At 74.6% G+C, this 17,430-nt stretch carries 18 protein-coding genes; 10 read left to right on the forward strand and 8 right to left on the reverse strand.

The genetic code is table 11. The features are described from left to right. Positions 1-191 precede the first annotated feature (191 nt). The gene (locus tag ACPXCB_RS25850; protein WP_425878221.1) at positions 192-770 is read left to right on the forward strand and encodes an AAA family ATPase; all 579 of its coding nucleotides are present in this window, start codon (positions 192-194) and stop codon (positions 768-770) included. A gap of 10 nt (positions 771-780) precedes the next feature. Here the strand turns inward: ACPXCB_RS25850 and ACPXCB_RS25855 are convergent, their stop codons facing one another. Further along, positions 781-2,397 (reverse strand): ADP-ribosyltransferase domain-containing protein, encoded by a 1,617-nt coding sequence (locus tag ACPXCB_RS25855; protein ID WP_425878222.1) that lies wholly within the window; start codon positions 2,395-2,397, stop codon positions 781-783. Positions 2,398-2,625: 228 nt separating this feature from the next. Between ACPXCB_RS25855 and ACPXCB_RS25860 the strand changes: the two genes are divergently transcribed. After that, positions 2,626-3,312 carry a macro domain-containing protein gene (locus ACPXCB_RS25860; RefSeq protein ID WP_425878223.1) on the forward strand — a complete coding sequence of 229 codons (687 nt, stop codon included), beginning with the start codon at positions 2,626-2,628 and terminating at the stop codon, positions 3,310-3,312. Here ACPXCB_RS25860 and prfH read toward each other — a convergent pair. The 4 genes from prfH to ACPXCB_RS25880 form a co-directional block, all read right to left on the reverse strand. Continuing rightward, positions 3,301-3,990: a peptide chain release factor H gene (gene prfH / locus ACPXCB_RS25865; protein WP_425878224.1), complete on the reverse strand. Its 690-nt coding sequence runs from the start codon at positions 3,988-3,990 to the stop codon at positions 3,301-3,303. The genes ACPXCB_RS25860 and prfH overlap by 12 nt on opposite strands. Next, positions 3,987-5,162, reverse strand: coding sequence for an RNA ligase RtcB family protein (locus ACPXCB_RS25870; RefSeq protein WP_425878226.1), 1,176 nt, complete (start codon positions 5,160-5,162; stop codon positions 3,987-3,989). Before ACPXCB_RS25870 ends, prfH begins: the two co-directional genes overlap by 4 nt. Before the next feature lie 226 nt (positions 5,163-5,388). Further along, entirely contained in the window at positions 5,389-6,342 is a 954-nt protein-coding gene (gene blaOXA / locus ACPXCB_RS25875; RefSeq protein ID WP_425878227.1) for a class D beta-lactamase, read from the reverse strand. Positions 6,343-6,425: 83 nt separating this feature from the next. Further along, complete coding sequence (locus tag ACPXCB_RS25880; RefSeq protein ID WP_425878228.1) at positions 6,426-7,031, reverse strand: DUF4291 domain-containing protein; 606 nt, start codon at positions 7,029-7,031, stop codon at positions 6,426-6,428. An 88-nt stretch (positions 7,032-7,119) separates the two neighbouring features. Between ACPXCB_RS25880 and ACPXCB_RS25885 the strand changes: the two genes are divergently transcribed. Continuing rightward, positions 7,120-7,602: a type II toxin-antitoxin system PemK/MazF family toxin gene (locus tag ACPXCB_RS25885; RefSeq protein ID WP_425878229.1), complete on the forward strand. Its 483-nt coding sequence runs from the start codon at positions 7,120-7,122 to the stop codon at positions 7,600-7,602. Between the two features lie 4 nt (positions 7,603-7,606). On the opposite strand, the gene ACPXCB_RS25890 is transcribed toward ACPXCB_RS25885, so the two are convergent. Then, positions 7,607-8,257: a flavodoxin family protein gene (locus ACPXCB_RS25890; RefSeq protein WP_425878230.1), complete on the reverse strand. Its 651-nt coding sequence runs from the start codon at positions 8,255-8,257 to the stop codon at positions 7,607-7,609. Between the two features lie 118 nt (positions 8,258-8,375). Then, a complete protein-coding gene (locus tag ACPXCB_RS25895) occupies positions 8,376-9,026 on the reverse strand; it encodes a GGDEF domain-containing protein (RefSeq protein WP_425878232.1) in 651 nt (216 codons plus the stop codon). A gap of 261 nt (positions 9,027-9,287) precedes the next feature. Between ACPXCB_RS25895 and ACPXCB_RS25900 the strand changes: the two genes are divergently transcribed. The 6 genes from ACPXCB_RS25900 (at position 9,288) to ACPXCB_RS25925 (ending at position 14,757) form a co-directional block, all read left to right on the forward strand. Next, the gene (locus ACPXCB_RS25900) at positions 9,288-9,527 is read left to right on the forward strand and encodes a DUF397 domain-containing protein (RefSeq protein WP_132240226.1); all 240 of its coding nucleotides are present in this window, start codon (positions 9,288-9,290) and stop codon (positions 9,525-9,527) included. Positions 9,528-9,662: 135 nt separating this feature from the next. Further along, positions 9,663-10,544, forward strand: a complete 882-nt coding sequence (locus ACPXCB_RS25905; protein WP_425878246.1) for a helix-turn-helix domain-containing protein — start codon at positions 9,663-9,665, stop codon at positions 10,542-10,544. A gap of 107 nt (positions 10,545-10,651) precedes the next feature. After that, positions 10,652-11,500, forward strand: a complete 849-nt coding sequence (locus tag ACPXCB_RS25910) for an SAM-dependent methyltransferase (protein ID WP_425878234.1) — start codon at positions 10,652-10,654, stop codon at positions 11,498-11,500. A gap of 286 nt (positions 11,501-11,786) precedes the next feature. Continuing rightward, the gene (locus ACPXCB_RS25915; protein WP_425878235.1) at positions 11,787-12,842 is read left to right on the forward strand and encodes a LacI family DNA-binding transcriptional regulator; all 1,056 of its coding nucleotides are present in this window, start codon (positions 11,787-11,789) and stop codon (positions 12,840-12,842) included. A 2-nt stretch (positions 12,843-12,844) separates the two neighbouring features. Further along, positions 12,845-13,048, forward strand: coding sequence for a hypothetical protein (locus ACPXCB_RS25920; RefSeq protein ID WP_425878237.1), 204 nt, complete (start codon positions 12,845-12,847; stop codon positions 13,046-13,048). Positions 13,049-13,194: 146 nt separating this feature from the next. After that, complete coding sequence (locus ACPXCB_RS25925) at positions 13,195-14,757, forward strand: serine/threonine-protein kinase (RefSeq protein ID WP_425878238.1); 1,563 nt, start codon at positions 13,195-13,197, stop codon at positions 14,755-14,757. 6 nt (positions 14,758-14,763) lie between these two features. On the opposite strand, the gene ACPXCB_RS25930 is transcribed toward ACPXCB_RS25925, so the two are convergent. Next, positions 14,764-15,591, reverse strand: coding sequence for an MOSC domain-containing protein (locus tag ACPXCB_RS25930; protein ID WP_425878240.1), 828 nt, complete (start codon positions 15,589-15,591; stop codon positions 14,764-14,766). 175 nt (positions 15,592-15,766) lie between these two features. On the opposite strand from ACPXCB_RS25930, the gene ACPXCB_RS25935 reads away from it, so the two are divergent. Next, positions 15,767-16,573 carry a DedA family protein gene (locus ACPXCB_RS25935; RefSeq protein WP_425878242.1) on the forward strand — a complete coding sequence of 269 codons (807 nt, stop codon included), beginning with the start codon at positions 15,767-15,769 and terminating at the stop codon, positions 16,571-16,573. Positions 16,574-17,430: the final 857 nt, after the last annotated feature.

The following is a 17,430-nucleotide window of genomic DNA, read 5'->3' on the forward strand; positions in this document are numbered from 1 at the left end:
TGCCGCCGGGCGCGGCCCGGGCCCCCCCGAGCCTGTAGACCCCCTCCCCCGGGGGGGGGGGGCGGGGGCCGCCCCGCCCACCCGGGGCCCGCCCCGCGCCGCACGTGGGCTCCGGCCCGTGGACGTACCATCGTGGACGTCCGTACGGGCGGCGCCTCCCGGCGGCGTCGGGCCGAGCGAGGAGGCGTGTCGTGACCCAGGCCCAGCCGGCTGCCGCGTCGGCGCCGCGCCTGATCGTGCTCAACGGGCCACCCGGCTGCGGCAAGTCGACGCTGGCCCGCAGGTACGTCGAGGACCACCCCCTCGCGCTCGACCTCGACATCGACCGGATCCGTGACCTCATCGGGCGGTGGCGTGATCACGCTGGCCCCGCCGGCCTCCTCGCCCGCGCCGTCGCGCTGGCGGCGGCCCGGGCACACCTGGCCGGCCACTACGACGTGATCATTCCGCAGTTCCTCGGCCGTCCCGAGTTCATCGAACAGGCCGAGCGCGTGGCGCACGACACCGGCGCCCGGTTCCACGAGATCGTCCTGCTCGACGGCAAGGAGAACGCGCTGTGGCGATTCGCCGAACGCAGCCGTACCTCCACGGATCCGGCGCATCTCGACGCCCAGCGCCTGCTCGACCGGCATGGCGGGACCACCGAGCTGGCGGCGATGTACGACCGGCTGCTCGCCGTCGTCGCCGCCCGGCCCGGGACCAGGGTGGTGCGCAGCGAGCACGGCAGCGAGGACGAGGCCTACCGCCAACTCCTCGCCTGTCTCAGGTAGCGGCCGCCGCTCACGCCACCATGCGCTCCTCGGCCAACTCCGTCAGCCGGACGGTGCACAGGCCGTTGCGCTCCGTCTTCACGTCGGTCACCGTGAGCTGCGTGCCGGGGGCCAGGATGACCTCCTCCTCGCCGGTGAAGGCGGAGAACCGCCGGATGCCCACGGCCCGCACGGGCAGCACCTCGAAGAGCGTTCGCTTGCCGCGGCCGCCGAGGAACGCCTGGGCCACGCCGAGCTTCGACGTGCACGACGAGACGCCCCACCACGTCACGGTCTGCCCGAGCGGGTACTGCGCCCGCAGGTCCAGCGACACCCCGCGCCACAGCGGCTCCGTGCGGGCCGGGAGCCGTGACACGGCCGAGAACAACAGCCGCAGGTACGGCAGGTACGGGACGATCCGGCCGCGGTCCGGGTGGCGCAGCGTGGCGTTGATCTGCCGGTAGAAAGCCGACTCGCAGGTGTAGAGGTAGAGGGCCGCGACCTCGTCGACGGAGAGGCCGTCCGCCGCGCCGTCCACCTGCTTCTCGCCGAACCGGTGTGACTGCTCGACGTGCCAGTCGAGCCCGGGCAGCAGCGCGGCCACCGGGGCGACGGCCGCACGGAAGTCCATCAGCGGGGTGTCGGCCACGCCGGTGATCGCGGGAAGGGCCAGCCCCTCGTCCTTGACGCTGGCGAGCCGCTCGAGGTAGAGCTTGTGCAACTCCATCGTGGAGGCGATGAACGCCCCCATGCGCTCGGCCGTGCCCGCGTCGGCGCCGCCCGCGTGCGCCGCCGACCCGCTCCATCCCTTGCGGGGCAGCCAGTCGATCTCGTCGGCGCCCAGCGTCCTGAGCGCCTCGTTGACGTCGGCGAAGTGGTTCCCGTCGCAGAAGATGTCGCCCTGCGCCGCCGGATTGGGGTGGTCGAGGTGGCGGACCTCCACGTCCGGGTACTTCTTCTCGAGCCGCTGCACCACCCGCTTGAGGCTGCGCGCGTGCGCACCCCACCACGCGAACACCACGCCCCGGTCCTCCTCGTCGGCGTGCTGCTTGGCCTTCAGGATCTCCTCGACCAGGGCCTCGACGACCGGCCGCCAGAACGCGGTGTGCCGGTCGGTGGCCATCGCCCCGTCGCCGCTGGCGGTGAGCGCCGCGTTCAACAGCAGCACGCCCTGGGTGAGCATCGCCTGGAACCACTCCGGTGGCTGCACCGTGTCGTGCTCGCGCAGCAGGGCACGGATGTCGGCGATCGGCGTCTTCTTGGCGATGCCGTGCTTCCACATCGCCGCCGCCTTGATGATGCAGCGGATGGTGACGACCCTGCCGAACTGGCTGTCGTTCCAGTCGTGGAAGGTGTTGTCGAACATGGCGATGCCGGTGGCGCTCTCGCTACGCGGGTACGGGTTCTGCCCGAAGACGACGACCTTCCACTTGTGCGGCGGGTGGGGCTTGAGCGCCTGGAAGGTCAGTTCCCGCACGGGCACGACCATCGGGCTGCGGCCCGGGCCGATGAAGGTGGCGGCGTCCGGCTGCGCCTCGACGACCGGCTTGACCAGCGGCAGCCACGGCTCGCCGCCGCCGGTGAACAGATCGGCGAGGGCCAGCGGGTCGTTCGGGTCGGGCGGGGTGGGGGCGGTGGTGTCGCTCATCGCGGGCTCCCGGAGTGGCGGGCCGTGCCGGTCCGACGGCACGGGTGATCGAGGTGGGGGCATTCTGCCGCCAGCGGGCGACAGTTACGGCACCGGCGACCGGCGCGGCCCCCCAGCGCCGGCGGTTCCGGTGCCGGGCGCCGTGCGTGGCGCGACGCGGAAGGTTGTCGGTGGGCGGAGATAGCGTGCTCCACGTCGGAGACAACCCCCTTCCCACCGGAGTGAACCATGACCCTCGACCGCGAGAAGCCGCTGCTCAGGGTGGTGCTGACGGACGTCAACGCGAAGGTGGTGCAGGCGTGGCGGGCGGCGTTCGCCGACACCCCCGAGGTCGAGATCCACAAGGGATCGATCCTCACCCGGCAGGCCGACGCCTGGGTCAGCCCGACCAACTCCCGGGGGCGGATGGACGGCGGCGTCGACGCGGTCGTCAAGCGGCATCTCGGGGCGGGGATCCAGCTGCGCGTCCAGCGGGCGATCCGCGACCAGTTCGGCGCGGCGATGCCGGTGGGCAGCGCCGTCTGCGTGCCGTCGGGGGCCACCAACCCCAGGTTCCTGATCTCGACCCCGACCATGGAGCAGTCGGCGCAGGACGTCAGCGAGACGCTCAACGTGGCGCTGGCCTGCGCCGCCGCGTTCCAGGCCATCCACACGCAGAACGAGAGGGAGCCGGGCAGCATCGCGTCGGTGGCGCTGGTCGGCATGGGCGCGGCGACCGGCCGGGTGCCGGCGCGGGTGTGCGCCAACCTGATGTGGACCGGCTACACGCTGTTCAACGACCACCACTTCCGCGACTACGACGAGCTGCGGAGGACCATCCGCGCGCAGCTCGACGACATCGACAGCCGCCCGGAGGAGGAGCGTGTGCGGGTGACGGTGCCGACGGCGGCCGGCTCCCGCCGTTCACGAGGCTGACGCGTCCCGGCGGCGGGGTGAGCGCCCCCGGCGCGTCCGCTGCGGTGGGCCCGCCTCCGGCCCCGACGGTTCCGGGCGTTCGACGCGGGTGGGATCGCCGCGGACGAGTTCGTCGTGGATGCGCCACCTGGCCGTGACGGCGGCGCGCTCGGCGGTCTCGTCGTCGCGTGCGATCCGCTGTCGCAGCAACTGGATGGCGAGCCGCCGGTTGAGGCTGAACTGCCGTTCGGTGTCGACCACCACGACGATGCCCGACGGGCGGTGGGTCGCCCGTACCGCCGTGCTGGCCTTGTTCCGGTGCTGGCCGCCGGGACCGCCCGTACGGCAGGCCACGATGTCGACGTCCGCCTCCGCGAACGCCGTGGTCGGGCTGTCGGTCTGGCACGGTCGGGCGACGACGTACCAGTTCTTCCGGCCGGTGCTCGCCCGGTAGGGGCTGGGGGCCTGCCAGCACAGGGTGCCGGTCCACGAGGCGGCGAACGCCTCGGCGCCGGCGCCGGAGATCCGGATCAGTGCCGACCGGTAGGTGTCGGGCCGTTCGCCGGGCACGGTGTGGACCCGGTGGGTCGTCAGGCCCTGTCGGGCGGCCTCGGACTCCAGGCGGTGCAGCAGCCGGGCCAGCGCCCAGGCACACTCCTGCGGGCCACGCCCGGCGGACACGAGCAGGTGCAGGCTCATGCCCGGCCCCGCTTGCGGCGGTCGTCACGGCGGTCGGACCGGGTGGTGGACCCGGCGTCGGGCGTCTTGTAGGTGACCAGGGGGACCGTGGTGGCCACGGGCGTGGCCAGGTCGTGGTCGACGAGATCCGTGATCACGCGTTCGATGCGCTTGTAGGCCGTGGGCGCCTCCTCGAAGAGCAGTTGGCGGTCGCCGCACACCACCAGCGACCCCACCGGGGTGCGCCGCAGTTCCTCGACGGTGTGCTTGGCCCGGCTGCGCCGCAGGGCGTCGGCGCGGGACATCTTGCGGCCCGCGCCGTGCGCCACCGAGTGGTTGGCGTCCGGACCGGCGTGGGCGGCCACGAGGTAGGAGGCGGTGCCCCGGGTGCCGGCGACGAGCACGTCGCGGCCGTCGCCCGGCGCCGCGCCCTTGCGGTGCAGGTAGACCCCGTCGTGGACCTCCACCAGGTTGTGGCACTGGTCGACGACGGGCTCGGTGGGCTCGGCCCCCAGGGCGTGGGCGACCCGGGCGGCCAGCAGCCGCCGGTTGAGCGAGCCCCACCGTACGGCGTCGTCGTGCGCCGCCAGGTAGGCGGCGGGATCAGGGGCGGGCCCCGCGCCGTGGGCCTCGGTGTGCGCCCGCAGGATCCGCTCGCCCAGGCCCCGGGAGCCGGTGTGGACGATGAGTACGAGGTCGCCCGCGTCGAGCCCGAGCCGGCTCGCGTGGCCCGGCTCGAAGACGGTGTCGACACGCGCCAGCTCGACGAAGTGGTTGCCCCGACCGACCGTCCCGAGCCCGTCGACGTGACCCGCGGGGATGTCGCCCGCCACGACGGCCCAGGCGGGGTCGTCGGTGTCCCGCTCGGGGTCGAGGGGGCGGTCGAGGTCGGGGAACCGGGCGGCGAGCCGCTCCGGCACGGCACGCCTGAGCCGGATGGGGAACACGGCGATGCCGCAGCCGATGTCGGAGCCCACCAGGAACGGGTACAGCACGGTCGACGCCATGGCGGCGCCGATGGGAGCACCCTTGCCCGGGTGCAGGTCCGGCATGGCGGCGACGTGGATCATGCCGGGGAGGGCGGCCACCTGCCGGCACTGCGTCAGGGCCTCGGACTCGATCCAGCTCGTGGGGGAGGCGAACACGGTGACGGTGGCCGGGGTGGACTGCGGCAGGGACTGGTGCGGAGACAAGGACGCTCGCTTCTCGCGGGAACGGCATGGACGGACGGCACCACGACACCGGTCGGTGCCGCGCGCCTCGGCGATGGGGATGCTGCCCGTCAGAACGTCATGGACGACACCATTGCGGAGCCGACCGTCTGCGGCAACCGACTTTCCACCGCGCCGGCGACCTGTTCGACACCCTGCCAGGGGATCCGCCCCCTGGCCGCGGGTCGTCGCGACGGTGGGCGGACGGTCAGGGGGCGGGCAGGGCGCCGAGGCGGTGCAGCAGCTGCCGGCCCAACGGCAGGCGCTTGTCGGCGTCGCCGTCCGTGTGGACGTCCACGTTCAGCGCGAAGCAGTACACCCGGTCGCCGCGCTCGACCCAGCCGACCCACCATCCCGTGCCCGGATCGGTGGCGTCCGTCCAGCCGGTCTTGCCGTGGAGGGCGTACTCGGCGGTGCGCTCCAGGCGCAGGATGTCCCGAACCGTGCCCTGGTGCCCCCGGTCAGCCGGCAGCTCGCCCCGGGCCAGCCGGGCCAGCCACCGCGCCTGCTCGTCGGCCGAGATCTCCAGCGGCCCGTCCAACCAGAACCGGTCCACGGCCGGCCCGACCTCGCCGTTGCCGTAGCCGAGCCGGTGCAGCCACTCCCGCTCCCGGTCCGGCCCGATGCGGCGGGCCAGCTCCTGGAACACCGGCACGTTGGAGACCCGGACCGCGTCGTGCAGCCCCATGTCCCGCTCCCAGGCGGCGACGCGCTGCGGCCGACCGCCGTAGGGGACCTTCTCCCGCTCGTCGCGCACCACGCCGGTCTCCAGCGCGATCAGGCTGTGCGCGATCTTGAACGTCGAGCCGGGAACGAACCGCCGCTCGGCCCGCGCCCGGTCGACCATGACGACGCGCCCGGCCGTCACGTCGTACATCACGAAGGTGCCCCGGAGGCCGGCCTGCCGGAACAGGCCCGCCAGGTCGTCGCGGACCTCGACCGCCGGCGCGGCCGGCGTGGGGGACGGACCCGTCGCGGCGGTGGCGGACGCGGCGCCGGCCGGCGGCGGCTGCGAACGCCCGCTGCCGGTGCAACCGGTCGCGCCGGCCAGCAGGATCAGGGCGACGGCCGCAGCGCCCGCGACCCGCCGCCGGGGGCGGGCGCCCGGGCGGACCGCCGTCGACGGCGCGGCCAGGCTCCGCGTCCGTGCCTCGAAGACCACCCGCCACCGCCTCCGTCCATGCCGGCACCGACGCCCCAGTCAAGCACGTCGCGGGGGGTACGGCGTCGCCCCGTCGATCCGGCTCACGGCTCCGCCGTCGCGCCGATCACGGCGGCCACGTCGGGCGGCAGCGGGTACGGGCGCTCCGGGGGCAGCAGCGCCCCGGCGGCGGTGTCGTCGCCGGCGTCGAGCGCCACGCGCACCGCGTGGGCGGTCGGGGTCACGTCGGTGAGACCGACCAGCCACTCGTCGACGTACCGGCGCACCGCCTCGCCGGAGAGCCCCACCTGTAGGGACCGGTGCGGCAGCGGGGCCAGGCGCAGCGACCGTTCCGGGTCCCACTGCACCCGCACCGGGCTGGCCCGCAGCCGTCGCGACCAGTCCTCCCGGTCCTGGTGGTGGTCGCGCTCGAAGCTGCTCAGGCACGAGTGGGTCAGCGCCCACTCGAAGCCGGCGCGGGTGATCTCGACGGCCAGCACCCGCTCCTGCCCGGGCTTCGTGCCCCAGCCGCAGCGGTACATCATCCAGCGGAACGACGGCTTGATCCAGGTCATCCGTTCCCGCTTGAACGGCGGCACGAATCGGCCGGCGGCCAGCGCCGGGCCGGCGATCTCCGGCGGGTACGCCTGGTACACGGTCACGGTGTCGGCGGTGAAGCGGGCGCGAACCTGGTGGACGGGGACCTGCATGGCGCCGATCCTGGCCGATCGTCCGGGCCCGGTCCACCGGATTGTCCCGCCCGGGCGGGCGGCCCCGGTGGGGGATAGGCTGCCGGTCGTGGCAGGTCTTCTCAGGAGTGTGGCGGCCCGTATCGGCCAGGTGATCCCGTCGCCGCGCCGGCCCGGGCCGGGCCCGGCGCAGGTCGCCCGCCCCCGCCAGGTCGCGGCGTTGCAGCGCCGGCAGTTGGCGTACGCCCCGGAGCTCGACGGGCACGCCGATCCGGGCGAGATCGTCTGGACCTGGGTGCAGTACGAGGACGACCCGCGTCAGGGCAAGGACCGCCCCGTGCTGGTGGTGGGCCGGCACAGCCGGACGCTGTTCGGGCTGATGCTGTCCAGTCAGAGCGAGCGCGACGGGCAGCGGCACTGGCTGGCGCTCGGTCCGGGCGAGTGGGACCGGGACAACCGGCCGAGCTGGGTGCGGCTGGACCGGGTGCTGACCATGCGGGAGGACGGCATCCGCCGGGAGGGCGCGGTGTTGGACCGGGCCCGTTTCGACCGGGTCGGGCGGGCCCTGCGCGCCGGCTACGGCTGGCGCTGACCCGTCAGGCCGGCTTGCGGCTCGGGCCGATCCCGGCGTCGCGGGTGTCCGGCGGCGGGTACGGCTGCCCGGCCAGCAGCCGGGCCAGGTGAGCGCTGTTGAGCGCCAACGCCTTGGTGGTGCGTCCCGTGGTGTCGGGCTTGGGTCGGGCGTCGATGTAGTCCACCTTGTGCAGCGCCTCGCCGACCCAGTAGGTGGCGCCCGCCGCGGGGCAGGTGAAGCCGACCTCGTTGAGGGCCTGCTGGACCTCGCCGATGGTGTGGTGCGCGCCGTCCTCGTTGCCGACGACCGCGACCCCGCCCACCTTGCCGTAGGTGAGCAGCCGGCCCTCGGCGTCGGTCTCGGAGAGCTCGGCGTCGAGCCGTTCGAGGACCATCTTGCACACGGCGGACGGCTGACCGAGCCAGATCGGCGTGGCGATGACGAGGATCTGCGCGGCCATCAGCCTGGACCGGACGACCGGCCAGCCGTCGCCGTCGCCCTCGTCGGTGGAGACGCCGAAGCGCACGTCGTGGTCGACGACCCGGACCAGGTCGCCGTCCACGCCCTGGTCGGCGAGGGCGTCGAGCACCTCGCGCCCGAGCACCTCGGCGCTCGACGGGGCGGGCGACCGCTTGAGGGTGCAGTTCAGGACCAGGGCCCGGATGCTCGCCACGGTGTTCCTCCCTCGGCCGGTGCGGCGCTGACCCCGCCGGCATACCCGGCAACCCGCGCGAGACACGTCGAAACGCGTCGTGTCCCGACCGGCGGTCCGCTGGCGTGGGCCTGCGCGCTCAGCACTCCGCCAGGTGGGCGCTGTCGACGAGTTGCCGGGGCGGGCGGGCCACTCCGAGGCTCTTGGCCTGGTACATGGCGGCGTCGGCCCGGTCGAGCGCCTCGGTGAGCTGCGCGGGCCCGGTGACGGGCGCGAGCCCGACGGAGGCGGTCACCCGGACGTGGAGCCCGCCCAGCGGGATCGGCGCGGCGAGGCTGTCGCAGAGCCGCCGGGTGGCGTGCTCGATCCACCGCCGGTCGATCGTGGGGCTGGCCAGCAGCCCGGCGAACTCGTCGCCGCCGAGCCGGGCGACCAGGTTGTCCCCGGCGAAGGCGGCGAGCCGTTGGGCGACGCTGACCAGCACCTGGTCGCCGGCGGCGTGGCCGTAGCGGTCGTTGATCTGCTTGAAGTCGTCGAGGTCGAGCACCACGGCGATCAGCGGCTGCCCGGCCGCGTCGGTGAGCAGCGTGGCGGCCAGGCGGTAGAAGGCGCGGCGGTTGGGCAGGCCCGTCAGGGGGTCGTGGCTGGCGGCGTGCCGCTCGGCGGCGAGCTCGGCCTGGAGGTGCCTGATCTCGACCTCGGCCTGGATCGCGCGGCGCCGCAGCTGCCAGGAGGTGACGAGTGCCCCGGCGGCACAGATGCCGGACGCGATGGTCAACGGATCCGGCACGAGACCTCCCATCAGCACGTTGCCGCCGGCCCCCGCGCGCGGCGGTCCGCGCCCGCGTGTCGGGCCCCGTCCGTCCTGGTGGCAGCCCCAGGTCGGGTGACTCAGAGTGAACAGATGGGCACTGTCCACGTGCGTTATCATGCTCGCTGTCCGGTGCAGATGCAATAGCAGATGCACGTGCAGGAAGCCCTTCGTCGATATCGTGCCCCCTCATCAGGCACCGCTGCCCGGCATCGCGGGGCTCGCGAGAGAAAGACGTCCATGCAGCAGCCTCCGAACGGCGTTCCCACCACCCAGCTGCCCCCGCTCGCCTGGCAGAAGAGCCGCCGGAGCAATCCCAGCGGCAACTGCGTCGAGCTGGCCGAACTGCCCGGCGGCGCCGGCATCGCCCTGCGCAACTCCCGGCACCCGGAGGGGCCGGCGTTGATCTACACGGTGGACGAGATCGCCGCCTTCGTGCTCGGCGCGCGCGACGGGGACTTCGACAACCTGATCGCCTGACCGCGTCCCGCCGACCGGGACGAATTGTCCGCACCGAAGAAGTTCACCTCACTCACGGTTCATGGCATGCTTACACGTCGGCCGCGCGAGGGCACCCGGTCGGCACGAACCGGCATGTGGAGGTCGGCTGTGACGATGGGTCCCGCCGAGGGCGGTCCAGGGACCGGCCCGACCGTGCTGCGCATGCTGCTCGGCGCCCAACTGCGTCGGCTGCGCGAGTCCAGCGGGGTGACCCGGGAGGGCGCCGGCTGGGAGATCCGCGCCTCCGAGTCGAAGATCAGCCGGATGGAGCTGGGCCGGGTCGGCTTCAAGGAACGCGACGTCGCGGACCTGCTCACCCTCTACGGCGTCACCGCGTCCGAGGAGCGGGAGGCGCTGCTCAAGCTCGCCCGCGACGCCAACAGCCCGGGCTGGTGGCACCGCTACGGCGACGTGCTGCCGAACTGGTTCCAGTCGTACCTCGGGCTGGAGGCGGCCGCCGCGCTCATCCGCAGCTACGAGGTCCAGTTCGTCCCCGGCCTGCTCCAGACCCGGGAGTACGCCCGGGCGGTGGTGCTGCTCGGGCACGGCCGGGCCGCACCGGCGGAGATCGAGCGTCGGGTCGCACTGCGCATGCAGCGGCAGCGGTTGCTGTACCGCGAGAACCCGCCGCAGCTCTGGGCGGTGGTGGACGAGGCCGCGCTGCGCCGGCCGATCGGTGGCCCACGGGTGATGCGCGAGCAGGTGGCGGCGTTGATCGAGGCCACCAAGTCGCCGAACATCCGGCTCCAGGTCATCCCGTTCGCCGCCGGTGGGCACGCCGCCGCGGGCGGGGCCTTCACCATCCTGCGCTTCGGTGACCGGGAACTGCCCGACATCGTCTACATCGAACAGCTCACCAGCGCGCTCTACCTCGACAAGCGCGACGACCTCGACTACTACGCGGTCGCGATGGAACGGCTCTGCGTGGAGGCCGAGCCGCCGGAGCGTACGCCGGAGATCCTCGGCGGGATCCTGGACGACCTCTACCCGGGGTGATCCCGGCGGGGCCTCGCCCGGACGGCGGTGCGGCTACCATGGTCGCCGACCGGCGACAGTGGACGGACGCCCCCGGTCGCGGGTGGCGCAGAGTCGTGGAGGCTGCCTTGACCACCGATGCCCCGGGTACGACGACCGGCCCCGCCCACCCGAGCGACCGCATCGACACCTCGGTGGCCCACCCCGCGCGCCGGTACAACTACTGGCTCGGTGGCAAGGACAACTTCCAGGCCGACCGGGACTCCGGCGACATGGTGGCGGCGTCTTTCCCGACCATCCGCACCGCCGCGCTGGAGAACCGCCGTTTCCTCCAGCGGGCCGTGCGGCACCTCGCCCGGGAGGAGGGCATCCGCCAGTTCCTCGACATCGGCACCGGCATTCCGACCGCCGACAACACCCACGAGGTCGCGCAGGCGATCGCCCCCGAGTCGCGGGTGGTCTACGTCGACAACGACCCGATCGTGCTCGCGCACGCCCGGGCGCTGCTGACCAGCTCGCCCGAGGGCGCCACCGCCTACATCGACGCCGACCTGCGCGACCCGGAGCGGATCCTGCGTCACCCCGATCTGCTGCGCACCATCGACCTGTCCCGGCCGGTGGCCCTGATGCTGGTCGCGATCCTGCACTTCGTCGGCGACGACGACGACCCGTACGCCGTGGTCACGCGGCTGCTCGACGCGCTGCCGCCGGGCAGCTACCTGGCGGCCTCGCACGCCACCCACGACTACCTCCCCCCGCACGTGGCGCAGGAGGCGAAGGCGGCGGCCCGGGGCGGCAGCCCGCACGGCCTGATCAACCTGCGCACCCGGGCCGAGTTCACCCGGTTCTTCGACGGGCTGGAGCTGATGGAACCCGGCGTCGCGTCGGTCGCCGAGTGGCGTGCCGAGGACGCGCCGCAGCCCCGCCCGGCGGCGGCCGAGGTCAGCATGTACGGCGGGGTGGCCCGCAAGGGCTGACCGCGCGCCTGCGCGCCCGCCGGCCCGGACCACCGCGGTCCGGGCCGGCGCTGCTGCGCGGCATCACCCTCGACGTCGCCCCGCGCTGCTGCGCGGCATCACCCTCGACGTCGCCCCGCGCTGCTGCGCGGCATCACCGTGGCCGGGTCGCGGCGTGGTGGGTCGCGTCGGTGTTCCTGTCGTGCGCGCTCCCGAGCCGGATCGCCGCCTGCGGCGTTGACGAGGGCGGCCCGCTCCGCCTAGTCTCTGTATCGATCCAGTCTGAATCGATACAGAGAGGGGCGCGGTGAAGCCGACCCTGCAAGCCGTCGCGGACGCCGTCGGCGTGTCCCGCAGCACCGTCTCCAACGCCTACAGCCGGCCCGACCAACTCTCCGCCGCCCTGCGCCAGCGGATCCTGGACGCCGCCCGGCAGCTCGGCTACCCCGGCCCCAACCCCACCGCCCGGTCGCTGCGGCGCGGGTACGTGGGCGCCATCGGAGTGCTCTTCGAGTCGCGACTGTCGTACGCCTTCACCGACCCCTTCGCGGTCCGCTTCCTGGCCGGCGTCGCCGAGGCTGCCGAGCGGCACGGCACCAGCCTGCTGCTCGTGCCGCTGCCGGCCGACGAGCCCGCCGCGCGGCGGGCGGTGGAGAACGCCGCCGTCGACGGCTTCTGCGTCTACTGCGTCGGCGACGAGGGCTGGGTCGTCGACGTGCTCCGCGAGCGCGGCCTGCCCGTCGTCACGACCGCCCCCCGCGACGACGCCGGCCCCGACGACCGCTACGTCGGCATCGACGAGCGGGCCGCCGCCCGGGCCGTCGCCGCCCACGTGGCGGGGCTCGGGCACCGGCGGGTCGCCCTGCTCGGCGACGCCGTGCGCCCCGGCGCGGCGCCGGGCGAACTGCGCCTCGCCGACGTGGCCGACGTCGCCCACCCGACGACCCGGGCGCGGCTGGCCGGGTTCGCCGACGCCTTCGCCGAGGTCGGCGTCGCCTGGTCCGAGCTGACCGTGCTCGCCGCCACCGACAACAGCCGGTCGGCGGGCGCCACGGCCGTCGCCGCCGCCCTCGCCGCCCCCGAACCGCCCACGGCGGTCCTGGCCTGCGCGGACGTGCTCGCCCTCGGCGTCCTCGACGCGCTCGCCGAGGACGGCCGGCCGCCCGTGTCCGTCACCGGCTTCGACGACATCGCCGAGGCCGCCACCGCCGGCCTCACCACCGTGCGGCAACCAGCCGAGGAGAAGGGGCGCATCGCCGCCCGACTCCTGCTCGACCCGCCCGCCGACCCGGCGGCCGGCCACGTCCTGCTGCCCACCGCACTCGTCGTCCGGTCCTCCACCGGACCCGTCCCAGGGAGCTGACCATGGAACAGCCCACCGGCTTCGTCCTCGCCGTCGACGCGGTGACCCGACACGTCAACTCCGCCCGGCCGGACGCCCCCGTCCGCCCGGAGCGGCCCCGCGTCGCGCGACTCGCCCCCACCCGGCTGGCCGCCGCCGGCGTCCTGCGGCGGCTCGCCGACCGCATCCAGCCGCCGCCGGTCGCCGCCACGCCGCGCTGCTCCTGACCGTCGCTGCGGGCCGGTCGCCCACCGCACCCGCTGCTCCTGACCATCGGTGCGGGCCGGTCGTCGCCGCCCGGACCGCGACGACCGGCCCGTAACCGGGCACCGCGCTGGTGGCCGACCCCGCCGGCAGGGCAGACTGAACGGCTATGTCGCCGTTCTCGCCCACCCTGCGGTTGCACGACCGCTACGTCCTGCGCGAGCGCATCGGCCTCGGCGGGATGTCCGAGGTGTGGCGCGCCGACGACGAGGTGCTGCACCGGCCCGTCGCCGTCAAGGCCCTCACCCGGGAGTTCGCCACCGACCCGCAACTGCGGGCCACCATCCAGCGCGAGGCCCGCGCCGCCGCGCGGCTGACCCACCCGCACGTCACCCAGGTGTACGACTACGGCGAGGCGGCCCTGGACGGCGGCATCGTCGTCCCGTACCTGGTGATGGAGCTGGTGCAGGGGCGCAACCTCGCCGACCGGCTCGCCGCTGGGCCGCTGCCCTGGCCGGAGGCCGTGCGGATGGCCGGTCAGATCGCCGCGGCGCTCGCCGCCGCCCACCGCATCGGCGTGGTGCACCGCGACGTCAAGCCCGGCAACGTGATGCTCACCGAGACCGGCGCCAAGGTGCTCGACTTTGGCATCGCCGCGCTCGCCGGGCCGCACCACCCGCGGGCGGGGCAGACCGGCGAACTGCTGATGGGCACGCCCGCGTACTTCGCCCCGGAGCGCATGCGGCCGGGGCCGCCGAACCCGGCCAGCGACGTCTACGCTCTCGGCGCGCTGCTCTACCGCACCCTCACCGGCCGGGCCCCACTGCCCGTGCAGACCTGGGAGGACGCGCTGGAGGTGCACGCCGGGCACCCGCCGGTGCCGCCCCCGCGGGTCCCCGGACTGCCGCCCGACATCGCCGAGCTGACCCTGGCCTGCCTGGCCACCGACCCGGCGCGCCGGCCGAGCGCGGCCCAGCTCGCCACCCGCTTCGCTTCGGGGGCGCCGGCCCACCCGCCCACGGCCGTCCTGCTGGCCCCGTCCGCCGGCGCATCGTCTGCGACGTCCCCTTCGTCGGCAGGTGCCGAGCACCCGCCGACCCTGATCGACCGCTCACCGCCGTCCCCGAACCCCACCGGCACCGGCCGCGCGGGGGTGCCGTACCCCGCCCCGCCGGGCGGGCGCCATCCCGTGGTCGCCCGCACCGGCCGTCCCGCCCCGGCCGGCGGCGCGAGGGCCACGCGCAACAGGCCCGTCACCGCGCTGGTCGCCGTCGGCGTCGCGCTGCTCGTCGGGCTCGTCGGGGCGCTCGTCATCGGCGACGGCGGAAGCCCGCCACCGGCGGCGGCACCCGCCACCGGCACACCGGCCGGCAAGCCGACCTCGGCCAGGCCGACGCCGCCGCCGACCAGGACCTCCGCCCCGCCGCCGGTGACCGCGCGGCCCGACCCGGTCGGCCTGCCGCAGTTCGTCGCCGAGTTCGCCGCGGTGCTCGCCTGGGCGCAGGCCCGCGGCGAGATCGACCGCAAGACGGTCGAGGGGCTGCGGGACAAGCTCGCGGACCTGAGTCGGGGCAAGGAGAAGGACCGGGCCAAGCGGGTCGAGAAGCTGCGGGAGCGCCTCGCCGAGGCGGCCGAGGAGGGGCGGCTCCCGCCCGACACGGCGGCCCGACTCGACGCCCTGCTCGACCGGATCGACACGCCGTCGCCGAACGACGACGAGGACGAGGACTGAACCGGCTCAGCCGACCTCGACCGCGGACCCCTGTTCCACCCGGCCGCCCCGCACCACCTGCGCGTACGCGCCCACGCACGGCTGCGCGCCGAGCTGCGGCAGCGGCGCGACCCGGTTGAGGCGGGCCGGGACACGCAACGCCTCGCTCTGCCGGGGGAGCGACCCGTGCGCCAGGGTCGGCACCGCGCACCGCGGGGTCGGGGCGAGTACCCGCAGCACCAGCTCGGGGCCGACCCGCAGCTCGCGACCGACCCAGTCGTTCTCGGCGAAGCCGTCCACGCCGACGTCGAGCACGAGGTTGGGCCGGTAGCGGACCGCCTCGACGGTGCCGCCCGGAAGCTCGGCGGCCACCCGGGCCAGGGTGGCCGTCGTGACCAGGTGCACCGGGGCGAAGTCGAAGAAGGTGCCCGGCGCCGCCGCCCCGAGCGGGTTGGCGTCGACCGGCACCTCGGCGGCCAGGCCGGTCGCCAGCACCGCGTCCGGGTCGGCCCGGTCCAGGAGCGCCCCGGCGGGCGGCCGGTCGATCAGCGTCACCGGGACGCCGAGCACCCGGGACAGCACGTCGTCGACGCCGGGGTCCACGCTGGACAAGGCCCGCCCGTCGGGCAGCGTGATCCGTACCTCATCGGGTGCGGCGCCGGCCGCGCGGAGCGTGAGCAGGTCGCGCCAGAGCCGGGGATGCTTCGCGCTGGCCACCCGCCCGGTGTCCCGGTGCCGCAGGGCCAGCCGCCGGTCGCCCGCCACACACGCCGGGCCGACGTCGGCGGCGGGTAGCCGCTCACCCAGCATCGACTTGACCGGGTAACGCCAGAGCTGCGCCAGCCGGCCGGTCATCCTGCCGCCGCCCCAGCGCGGGACACGGCGACCCGGACCGGGGCCGCGCCGGCGGTCGTGGTGCGCGTCCTCACGGGGCCACCCTAGTGCGAACCCCCGCCGCTGTGGACGGTCCGCCGGACGCAGGGGCCGGCCCGTTGGCGGATTCCCAGGATCGGTTCGTAGCGTGTGGGCCATGATTCGTACCGCGCACGCCCTGCTCGCCTCCGGCACCGCCCCCGAAAAGGCCGCGCCGCCCGAGGACGGGCTGGTCGGCTTCGTCATCGGCCTGGTCGAGCGGCTCGGCGGCCCCGGCGCGGGTCTGGCCGTCGCCCTGGAGAACCTCTTCCCGCCGATTCCCAGCGAGGTGATCCTGCCGCTGGCCGGCTTCGTCGCCGGCCAGGGCCGGATGAGCGTGGTCAGCGCGATCTTCTGGACCACCCTCGGCTCGCTGCTCGGCGCCCTCGCCCTGTACTGGATCGGCGCCGCGCTCGGCCGGGAACGGGTCCGGGCGATCGCGCAGCGGCTGCCGCTGATCAAGCTCAGCGACGTGGACCGCACCGAGGAGTGGTTCCTGCGGCACGGGGTGAAGGCCGTCTTCTTCGGCCGGATGATCCCGATCTTCCGCAGCCTGATCTCCATCCCGGCCGGCGTGGAGCGGATGCCGGTGCTGACCTTCGCGGTCTACACGACGCTCGGCAGCCTGATCTGGAACACCACCTTCGTGATGGCCGGCTACCTGCTCGGCGACAACTGGCACCTGGTCGAGGGGTACGCCGGCGTGTTGCAGAAGGTGGTCATCGTCGCCTGCGTGGCGGCCGCCGGTTGGTTCGTGGTCTCCCGGATCATCCGGGCGCGGCGCGGTACGGCGGAGGCTGTCGACCCCGTCCCGCCCGTCGACCCCGCCCCGCTGCCCCACGCGCCGGACCCGACGGGGCGGGGCACGATCTACCGCAGCGCGTACTCGGACGGGCAGGCGCCCGACCGCGACCTGTCCCGCTGAGCCGGTGGCGCGGCCACGGCGGGCGCCGCCACGCCCGCCGGGCCCCGTCGTGTCGGCCCTCGGGATCCGTACGGGCGCCGAGGCGCTCTGCACAGTCGGCGCGGGCACCCCGCCCCGACCTCGATCGGCCCCCGGGACGCGGAAGTCCACCCGCGGGCTTGATCCCTGTGTCGGGCACGGCGGGCCACACCCCGTCAGGGCCCACTCTCGCGTCCGTCCGCCCGGCTCCTACCGGAGATCTTGGCGAGAAACGGCCCCTCCAAGGGCCGTTTTCTACCAAGATCTCCACCGGTGGCCCTCTGGCCCGGTGGCCCTGTCTGTGACCGGTGTCCGGTTTCGTGTGGCTGTCCGGTGCGGTTTGGGTGAGTGGGTCGTCAGCGGGGTGGCGTGACGTGCCGAATGTGCGGTTCGGGGGTGTGACCGGGGGCATCGTGGGGGCGGAATCGTGGCGGGGGTGGGGTCGTTACACCCTGCGTACGACCGAGCAAGACCCACGCCGCGCCGAGGTCACGCCGCCCCCGAAGATGGCGGCCCGGGCCCGGAATGATGGCGGGCCGGCGGTGGTTACACATGGTCCGGCCGACGTGAGGGCGTCCCCCGCCCCGCACGACAGCCCGGCCCCCCTTTCGACCCACGTGGTCGGACACCCGGCCGGCACGGCCGAGCTGATCTACCCTCTGATCTTTCCTCCGGTGCGACGCCGGAGATTCTGCTCCAGGTTTCGCTGGAGATTCCCCCTTGAGTTCGTATGGGCGCCTGACGGTGCTTGCACCCGCGTATAGCCGATCCCCCTCGGTGTGGGTGCCGACCCCCGAATGGAGCGTTTCTGATGAACACGATCATGCGTAAGAGCGTTC

Source organism: Micromonospora sp. DT62 (assembly GCF_049847285.1).
In the GTDB taxonomy this organism is placed as follows: Bacteria; Actinomycetota; Actinomycetes; order Mycobacteriales; family Micromonosporaceae; genus Micromonospora; species Micromonospora reichwaldensis.